The 9,132-nt window shown below is 65.9% G+C and carries 8 protein-coding genes; 7 read left to right on the forward strand and 1 reads right to left on the reverse strand.

Translation table 11 applies throughout. The features are described 5' to 3' along the window. From AB4Z11_RS13360 to AB4Z11_RS13380, 5 genes are all read left to right on the forward strand, one after another. Window positions 1–588: AAA family ATPase (locus tag AB4Z11_RS13360; RefSeq protein WP_442025738.1), on the forward strand; the 588-nt coding region annotated here is incomplete at its 5' end. A gap of 5 nt (window positions 589–593) precedes the next feature. Beyond that, window positions 594–1,484, forward strand: a complete 891-nt coding sequence (locus AB4Z11_RS13365) for a DUF58 domain-containing protein (protein ID WP_442025739.1) — start codon at window positions 594–596, stop codon at window positions 1,482–1,484. Further along, on the forward strand, window positions 1,484–2,533 hold the full coding sequence (locus AB4Z11_RS13370; RefSeq protein WP_442025740.1) for a hypothetical protein: 1,050 nt from the start codon (window positions 1,484–1,486) through the stop codon (window positions 2,531–2,533). Before AB4Z11_RS13365 ends, AB4Z11_RS13370 begins: the two co-directional genes overlap by 1 nt. Next, complete coding sequence (locus tag AB4Z11_RS13375; protein WP_442025741.1) at window positions 2,517–4,556, forward strand: DUF4175 family protein; 2,040 nt, start codon at window positions 2,517–2,519, stop codon at window positions 4,554–4,556. The genes AB4Z11_RS13370 and AB4Z11_RS13375 overlap by 17 nt, the downstream gene beginning before the upstream one ends. Then, a complete protein-coding gene (locus AB4Z11_RS13380; RefSeq protein ID WP_442025742.1) occupies window positions 4,553–6,202 on the forward strand; it encodes a hypothetical protein in 1,650 nt (549 codons plus the stop codon). The genes AB4Z11_RS13375 and AB4Z11_RS13380 overlap by 4 nt, the downstream gene beginning before the upstream one ends. Here AB4Z11_RS13380 and AB4Z11_RS13385 read toward each other — a convergent pair. Further along, window positions 6,199–6,837 (reverse strand): pyridoxamine 5'-phosphate oxidase family protein, encoded by a 639-nt coding sequence (locus AB4Z11_RS13385; RefSeq protein WP_442025743.1) that lies wholly within the window; start codon window positions 6,835–6,837, stop codon window positions 6,199–6,201. The two genes, AB4Z11_RS13380 and AB4Z11_RS13385, sit on opposite strands and share 4 nt — an antisense overlap. Before the next feature lie 69 nt (window positions 6,838–6,906). Between AB4Z11_RS13385 and pdxR the strand changes: the two genes are divergently transcribed. Together pdxR and AB4Z11_RS13395 are read left to right on the forward strand one after the other, a co-directional pair. Beyond that, complete coding sequence (gene pdxR, locus AB4Z11_RS13390; protein WP_442025744.1) at window positions 6,907–8,388, forward strand: MocR-like pyridoxine biosynthesis transcription factor PdxR; 1,482 nt, start codon at window positions 6,907–6,909, stop codon at window positions 8,386–8,388. A gap of 98 nt (window positions 8,389–8,486) precedes the next feature. Then, complete coding sequence (locus tag AB4Z11_RS13395; protein ID WP_442025745.1) at window positions 8,487–9,119, forward strand: Crp/Fnr family transcriptional regulator; 633 nt, start codon at window positions 8,487–8,489, stop codon at window positions 9,117–9,119. Window positions 9,120–9,132 lie beyond the last annotated feature (13 nt).

The following is a 9,132-nucleotide window of genomic DNA, read 5'->3' on the forward strand; positions in this document are numbered from 1 at the left end:
ATGCAGGAGCGCGCGGTGACCTTCGCCGGCCAGACGCACAAACTGCCGAAGCCGTTCTTCGTACTGGCCACGCAGAATCCGATCGAGCAGGCGGGCACCTATCCGCTGCCGGAAGCGCAGTTGGACCGCTTCCTGCTGCACATCGATGTCGGCTATCCAACCGAAGACGAAGAGATCGCGATGGTATCCGCCACCACCCACGCTGGCCTGGCTGATGCCGTACCGGCGATGGACGTGGCGACGCTGCTGCGCCTTCAGGCTTTGGTGCGCGATATCGAAATTGGCGAGCATCTGCTGCGCTGGGCGACTCGCCTGGTGCGCGCGACGCGTCCGCGCGAGAGCACGGTGGACGCAGTGCGCAAGCATGTCGGCTGGGGCGCAGGTCCACGCGCAGGCCAGGCGCTGGTGCTGGCATCCAAGGCGCGCGCGCTGATGCAGGGCCGCCTGGCTGTCACGCGCGAGGACATCGCTCACATGCTGCTGCCGGTGCTGGCCCATCGCGTCCYGCGCAACTTCGAAGCCGAAGCTGACGGCATCGCGATTGCCGACATTCTCGCCTCGCTGCGCGACGCCATTCGTCCGGAGTAATCGTTTTGCTGGAAACTCCTGCGCTCGTCGCGCAAGCCGCCGACCTTGAGCTGGTGATCCGCCATGTGCTGGCGGGTCTCGGCCATGGCATTCACGCGGGCCGTGAGCGCGGCGCTGGCGTCGAGTTCTCCGAATACCGCGCTTATGCGCCGGGTGACGAGTGGCGCCGCGTGGACTGGAAGCTGCTGGCGCGCGCGGACCGCTATTACGTTCGCGAGGCGGAACGCGACAGCCACGTCGCCGTCTGGCTCTGGCTGGACGCTACAGCATCCATGGCCGAGCCAAGCCGCAGTGTGCAGGGGCTCGACAAATTCTGGTTCGCGCGCACGGCGCTGGCCTGCGCGGCTGCCATCGCCCAGCGCCAGGGCGACGCCTTTGGCCTGGTGATCTGCACCGACGGCCGTATCGACTTCACACCTGCCTCGCGCGGCCCACGTCAGCTGCAGCGCGTGCTGGCAGCGCTGCAGCGTGCCACACCATCGGGCCTGCTTCCCGATGCCGACGTCCTGCGCGCCAATCTGCATTTCGCCCGTTCGCCCAGCATGGTGCTGGCGACGACCGATGCATTGGATTGGCCATCGCCGTTAAGCGAAGCGCTGCTGCGCCTGCGCCACCTGCGCCACGATGTCCGCCTGCTGGCGCTGCGCACGCAGGCGGAGGCTGACGCGCAGTTCGCCAGCGGCCACGCTTACCGCGACCCTGAGCAGCCTGGCGTGCTGCATCGCTTCACAGCGGAGGAGCGCGATGCCTACCGCGCCGCAGTTGGCGCACATTTCGATGCGGTGTGGGCGAATTGCCGCCAGCATGACGTGCCGCTGTGCGTTGCCACGATCGAACAGCCGGTCGGCGCCGTGCTGCGCGACTGGCTGCGTCCACCTTCGGCGAGGAAGCGTTGATGGCCAGTCTTCAGCCTTTGTGGTGGTTCGCGCTGCCGGTACTGCTGCTGCCGATCTGGTGGCACATGCAGAAGCGCGAGCGCGTCAAGACGGAGTTGCTGGCCACCGCCCGCTTCCTGCCTGCCGCTGCGCCCCAGCAGCAGCGCGTGCCGCGCTGGATCGAGCTTCTGCTGCTCGTCCTGCGTCTGCTGCTGCTCATCACGCTGATCGCCTGGCTGGCCGTCACCACTATTCCCTGGCGCGGAGACACCGTTCTCATCGAAGCGCCGCTCGAATCCAGTGAACCGGCCTGGGTCGTCCAGCAGGTCGCCGCAGCCGGCATGACGCAAGCCGCGCGCCTGCCTTTGCCTGCCGATGCACTGTCCTGGCTCGCCCACCATGAACACGAATGGCGTCCCGGCGCGCGCCTGCTGATCCTCGCGAGCCAACTCCCGATGCCCGCCGAGCCGCCACGGCTGTCCCACCCCCTCGACATCCGCACCGCTCCCGCACCGGCATCCTCCGCCGCGCACCCCGCGTCGACTGCTGCTTCCGCCGCCGCGCTGCCGGCGCACGCCATCGTGGTGGCGACGACGGATGCGCGGCGCCCGCAATGGCAGGCTGTATTCGCAGCCTTTGGCACAAGCGCCGCCGGCCGCTACCAGCTGCAGCAGGCGCCGACCAGCGACACGGAACTGATTGTGTGGGACCGTCCCGAAGCGCCACCGGCGAACTGGCACGCCCCTCTCTGGTGGCGTTCGGGCGCCGCCGCAGCCAATGCGCTGACAATCAACGGCCTGAGGATGCACATTGCCGACGCCCCGCAAGGCCGCATCTGGACCGCGCCGGACTGGCTGCCGGCGAACGAGTCCAGCGCTGCCGCACTCTATGAAACCTGGCAGCAGCTCGCCCGGCCGACGCCAGCTTATCCAATGCCGCAATACGCCTCCAGGCCCACGCGCAGCGCACCCCTGCCATTGCCCGGCGTCTCGCCCGCGCAGTGGCTCGCCTGGGCATTGCTCGCCCTTTTCGCAATCGAACGGATTCTGACGCATGTCCGCCGCCGCTGACCATCTCGCCCCGGTGAAAGCCCGTCTGCTGCGCGCCTTCCTGCGTCGCCGCAGTTGGAGCTGGCTGCTGCCGCTGCTGCCGGTCGCCATGTTGGCGCTGGCGCCGGCCTCGCACCTTGCCGCCGCCTTCCTGCTGGCCGTACTGCTGGCGATCTGGATCGCCGTCGATTATCGCCAATGGCAGCAGCGCATCGAGCGCAAGACCGCCACTTGGCTGAACGACGCCATTCCCGCACTGGAAGACAGCAGCGCTCTCCTGAGTGACGACGCGCAGAGCCACCACACGCCGCTGGCTGCCCTGCAGCGCAACCGCGTGCTCGCCCGCCTGCGGGACGCTGCCGATGACGCCACGCTGCACAGCATCGTCCGCAGCAAGGTGCGCCACAACGCCATCCCCTTCGCACTGGCGCTGGTTGCGTCCGGCGCGGCGTGGGCCATCGGCTACGCGCATTCGCCGCAATACGCTCAGCGCGTAGCAGAGCAGCAGAAAGCAAGCGCCATCGCGCACGCAACGCTCACGCTGCGCGCCGAACCGCCAGCCTACACCCGCATGCCCGCCAGCGAGGGCGCCCCGCGCGACCTGCAACTCCCACAGGCGGCAGCCGTGCGCTGGTGCGCAACCAACGCCGACGACACGGTCGAACTGAGCGACGGGCAGAATCTCGAAGTGAAGAAAGACCACTGCGTCACATGGCGCGCAACAGAATCGCTATTCTGGCGCGCGCAATCCGACCGTAACCGCCGCTTCAACATTCGCGTTACGCCAGATCAGGCGCCGACCATCGCCATCTCGGCGCCCTCCGAGCCAGTGCACGTGCTGAAACGCGATGCGCACAGCGTGAAGATCGCCGTGCAGGCATCCGACGACTACGCCATTGTGAACGCGACTATGCACCTGACGCTTGCGCGCGGCAGCGGAGAAAATATCCGCTTCAGCGACAAGGAAGTGCCGCTCCCAGCGTCCAGCGACCCGCGCACGCGCAACTGGAACAAGGAATGGCAGCTGAGCGATCTGGGTATGGAGCCTGGTGATGAACTGTATTTCTTCGTGCGCGCCACCGACAACGCACCCGATGCGCCGCACACCACGCAATCACCGACCTATACCTTGCGCTTGCCTGGTCCGGAAGGCGAATCGCTGGAATCGACCGCATTGCCGTCGATGGTGAAGCCCGAAAACCTGCGCAGCCAGCGCCAGATCATCCTCGACACCGAACAGCTGGTGGCTGATGCACCGAAGCTGTCCGCTGCCGCGCTGCGCCAGCGCAGTGAACAGATCGCATCCGACCAGGCCAAGCTGCGTCTGCGTTACGGCCAGTTCCTGGGCGAAGAGTCGTCCCTGTTCGGCGACGAAGACCATGATCACGAAGAACATGCTGGTGGTCACGAAAGCAAAGCGATCGGCGGCGGCGAAGCGGCGATCATCGCGCAGTTCGGCCACGCACACGATATGGAAGACAACGCCACGATATTCGATCCGCAAACCAAGGCCGTTCTGCGCCGCGCCCTGTCCGCGATGTGGGACGCTGAGAAGGCCCTGCGCGCGATCACGCCGAAACCTGCGCTGCCGCCGGAGTACAAGGCGCTGGATGCGATCAAGGAACTACAGCAGGCCGAGCGCATCTACCTGCACCGTACGGCCTTCGTACCGCCTGCGATCAAGGAAGAAAAGCGCATGTCCGGCGATATGGCCGGCGCGCAGAGTTATCGCCGCGCGCAGGCGGAGGCCAGCCAGATCGTGCCACCGGAAGTGCGTGAGCTGGTGCAGGCGCTGGCAGGCGAGGGCGCTTTGCCCGCACTGTGGAGCAAGACGGCGCGCGAAGCCTTATCGCATCTGCCGGACGAGGATCAGCGCCTGGCCGCGCAGCGTGCAGTGCAGGATGTGGACGATGGCTGCGCATCCTGCCGCGGCGCGCTGCGTGCCTGGCTGCGTGCGACCGTCACCCAGCCTTCCGTTGTGTTGCAGGCGCGCCCCCGATCGGACAGCGCGTTTGGCCGCGCCTTGCGCAAGGAGGGGCCATGACGCCTGAACTGATCGTCGTTGCTGCCGTGGCGTTCACGGGTGTGGCCAGTGCTGCGCTGTATGTGCGCAAGCGGCAGTGGACCAGTGCCGCGCTGTCGCTGGTTGCCGCCACTTCGCTGGCGGGATTGCTGACGGCGCACGGACCATCCGCGATCAGCGCTGCCGCGGTCACGCTGGCGACGGAACCGGCTGCGGTTCGCGCTACATCGCCTGCACTGGAAGCGGCGCTGCTGGCCGCTCCGCGTGCTGAGGCACTGGTCATTGAGGGCCATGGCTTGATGGAAGCGCAGTGGCGTGACTTGCCGCCGGTGCCGGTGCAGTGGCGGGAACCCGCTGCCGACCTGCTGCGGCTCGATTTCCCGCGCACGGTTGCGCTGGGACGCACATTTGCGTTGACCGTGCGCCGCACGCAGCCATCCAGTGGCTGGCGTTTGCAGTTACTGGCCGAAAATGGGCAGGTGTTGGCCGATGCCGGTGCGGCGCAGGCTGCATCGGCAGTCACCGTGCAGTGGCAGCCGCCGATTGCAGAGACCATGGTGCTGCAGGCGCGCCTGCTGGACAGCAAGGGCGGCGTGATTGCGCAAGGCCCGGTTCCACTGCGTGTGGAGGCAGCGATTCCTTTGCAGCTGCAGGCTCGCTTCGGCGCACCCTCATTTGACGCGCGGGTGCTGAATCAACTGCTATCCGACAGCAATGCCGTCGTTGACTGGCAGACCACCTTGGGCAAGGCGGTTGCGCGTACTGAAGCGGCGCGGGAGACAATCAAGGAGCCGAACGCGATTCTGGCTGACGCGGCCTTTGTCGAATCCAATGCAGCCCGCGCCGCTCTGCTGGCACAGGTTGCGCAAGGCACGCCGCTGCTGGTGTTTGGCGGCGACGCGGCCGACAGCGCGCTGTGGCAGCGCGAATTGGGTCTGCGTTTGCAGGCGGTGTCGCCGACCACTGAAAAGGAAGATGTGCGTCACTTCGCACTGGCCGGCGCCACGCTGGCCTTGCCACCGGCCGCGCTGCTGCCTGCGCAGGGCAGCTGGCAGGCGCTCGCCTCGGACAAGGATGGCAAGCCTTGGCTGTGGCAGCGTGAATGGCACAAGGGCCGCATTATCTGGCTGGGCCTCGCCGACTGGCACAAGTACGCGATTACGGCGCCTGCTGCCTTGGGACAGTGGTGGCAGCAAGTGCTCGATTACGCGACGGCGGGCAGCACGCAGAAGATGGCGTGGCGCCTGGACGATCCGATGCCGTTGCCGGGTGTGCGCACGGAGATATGCGCACAGGGCCTGGCGCCCGGCGCGCCGCTGCAACTGGCCGATGGTGCGCCAGCAGCGCTGCAGTCCCGGGCGGACAAGGCTGATGCCGCATGCGCAGCGTTCTGGCCCGCAAAGACGGGATGGCAGCAGCTGCGCAGTGGCGACGCGGCGAGCCAGGTGTATGTGTTCGGCGCGGCGGATTGGCCGGCGTGGCAGAAGGCGCTGCGGCACGATGCGACAGAGCGCTATATGGCGCGCAGCGCTCCCGCCGCCGTTGCAAGGCGCGCCGAGCCGGCGCTCCTTGCGGCTGCGCTGCCTTGGGAACACCTGCCTGCGTGGCCATTCGGCGTCGCGTTTATGGCGGCGATGCTTGGCCTCTGGTGGCGCGAGCGGCGTTAGCGAGCGGCCCAATCCTGAACGTAGCCGGGCGCGTCAACCGGACAGGCTTGGTCGCGGACCGGTGCGCCGCGCGTGACAGCAAGCGGCAGCACGCCAGCCCATACGGCGATGGACATGTCTTCCTCGTCATCATTCGGCCCGCCGCTGCGCACCTTGCAGGCCGCCTCGCTCAAGGCGATGCGCATCACCGTGGTGGCTGCATATTCCTTCTCATTCCCGGCGCGAATCGACGCCTGGCGGCTTGGTGCAAGATGCTCCATGAACGCCGCCATCGCTGTATGCTTGTCGGCGACTTCCTCGAAGCGCCCATAGACCATGGCCGAACGGTAGTTCATCGAATGATTGAACGCCGACCGCGCCATCACCAGCCCATCCAGATGCGTGATCGTTACGCAGGCATCCTGCTCCATCAGGCGCTTGAGCATGCGCGAACCGTTTGAGCCGTGGATGTAGAGATAGTCCCCTTCGCGCCAGCAGGCCGTGGGTATGCAATGCGTTCCGTGGGCGTCGGCAAAGGCGATGTGACAGATATACGCCTCGTCCACGATCGAATGGAGCAGCGCCCGATCGTAGGAAGCGTTGCGGGGAATGCGCTGCAGCCTGGTGCGTGCGCTGGGGGCGTTTGAGTTGTGCATGGGCCGCACTATAATGGGATTGCTGGCTCCTGCAACAGGTCCAGTGACCGCAAAATTGATGGAGCCACAATGGACTACGCCTTGCTGCTTTCCAGCTTCACCCAGGAACAGGGACACCACGCCTGGCCGCGCCAGCGCCTGCTGCACGAATGCCTGCGCTCCGCCATTCGCGATGGCCGCCTTGCAGCGGGCACGCGCCTGGTGGCCACGCGCGAGCTGGCGTCCGAACTGGGCGTCGCCCGCAACACGGTGCTGTACGCCTACGAGCAGCTGGCCAGCGAAGGCTTTGTGATCAGCGACCGGCGCGGCACCATCGTGGCCGCGGTGGCGCCAAAGGAGCGGCAGGCCGCGCCGATTCCACAGGCGGGCCTGTCGCAGCGTGCGCGCAATCTGCGGCGCAAGACGATTTCCGCCGCCATCGGCAGCCCCTTTGTTCCTGGTGTGCCGGATCTACCCAGCTTCCCCATGGTTTTGTGGCGGCGCCTGCTGGACCGCGCCTGGCGCACGTTGCCAACGCATAAGCTGAATTACGGCGACCCGGCCGGCGAGGCGGCGCTGCGCGAAGCCGTGGCCGATTATCTGCGCGCTTCGCGTGGCGTGGTGTGCGAAGCCTCGCAAGTCTTCATCACGGACGGCAGTCAAAGCAGCCTGGATCTGTGTGCGCGCGCCTGCGCCGATGAAGGCGACGTGGTGTGGATGGAAAACCCCGGCTACGGTGGCGCGCTGGCGTCCTTCCGCGCTGCGGGCCTGCGCATTGAGGGCATCGATGTCGACGAAGACGGCATCGCGCCCAAGACCGCCGACTGGCGCAAGCGTCCACCCAAACTGATCTACACCACGCCTTCGCATCAATACCCGACCGGCACCGTGCTGTCGCTGCAGCGGCGCATGGCCCTGATCGACGGCGCACGTGCTGCGGGCGCGCTGATTATCGAAGACGATTACGACAGCGAATTTCGCCACGATGGTCCGCCGCTGGCGGCGATGCAGGGACTGTGTCCCGATGCGCCGGTGCTGTACTGCGGCACTTTCAGCAAGACCATGTTCCCCGCGCTGCGCATCGGCTACCTGGTGGTACCACCTGAATTGGCGCAGCCGCTGTCGTTGATGCTGGCGCAGGCCGCGTCGCGCGGCAGGCCCGCCGAACAACTGGCACTGGCCGAATTCTTGCGCAGCGGGCAGTTCATGCTGCATTTGCGGCGCATGCGGCGCGTTTACCGCGAGCGCCGCGACACCCTGGTGGCGCTGCTGGAAACCCATCTGGGCAGCATCGCGGAAGTGCATGGTGCGTCCACCGGCATGCATCTGGCGCTGCGCTTTATCGATCCGGCGTTGTCTGACGTCGCCATCAGCGAGCGCGCGCATGACGAGGGCCTGATTGCCAATGCGCTCAGCGTGCAGGCGGTGCAGGGCGAGTCGCCTTGGCAGGGACTGATGTTGGGATATGCCCAGGTGCCGCCTGAGGAAATGGCGGAACTGGTGAAACGTCTGGCCGCCGTAGTCCACCTGTTTGCCTATACAAATCGAGACATTCGGAAGCGGAAGCGATAGTTTTTTTTCACAATCTTAAACTAGTTGGTCATCAGACGTTAGACAATTTCCTAGAATGGTCGTCGAATAAATAAAGGATCAACCTGGGACAATTTCGAATGAATCAGCATTTCCTGCGCCACCGCCAGCATTACAAAAACGATATGATGGCGCGCTACGGTATCAACGAACGGACCTACGACGAAGCCAGCCTCAGTATCGCGCCGCTGGCAACGCATTTCAGTTTACGCCGCGGCGAAATGCTGCAGCGTGCAGGTCAGGCCAACAGGGAAGTGTTCTGGCTGACGGGCGGTGTGGCCCGCGTCGGCTATGTCAGCGAAACGGGTGCGGAAATCACGGCGCGCTTCGCTACCGAAGGCCAGGGCGCCAACGCGTTCGAAGACTATCTGGAATTCCGCGATGACCAGCAAGTGACCAGCTTTATCGTGGCGGAGACAGCGCTGAACGGCTATCGCTTCGACTGGCAGGCGGTATGCCGTGTGCTGGGCAGCAGCAACGCGCTGTCGGCTTATCACAAGGGTGTGCTGGAGCATGCGCTGGGTGCGCAGTCGCGCCGTTTCGTGACGCACAGCGCGTCGGACGCCGAGCAGCGTCTGTCGATCTTCCGTCTGGATTATCCGGGTCTGGAACGTCGCATTTCGCAGAAGGTGCTGGCGTCCTACCTGCAGATTACGCCGGCTTATCTGTCCCAGCTGATTCGCCGCGAATCCGAGCGGAACGCAGTAGCATAGACATGTACTGCGG

Source organism: Pseudoduganella sp. RAF53_2 (genome assembly GCF_052113985.1).
In the GTDB taxonomy this organism is placed as follows: Bacteria; Pseudomonadota; Gammaproteobacteria; order Burkholderiales; family Burkholderiaceae_D; genus Rugamonas.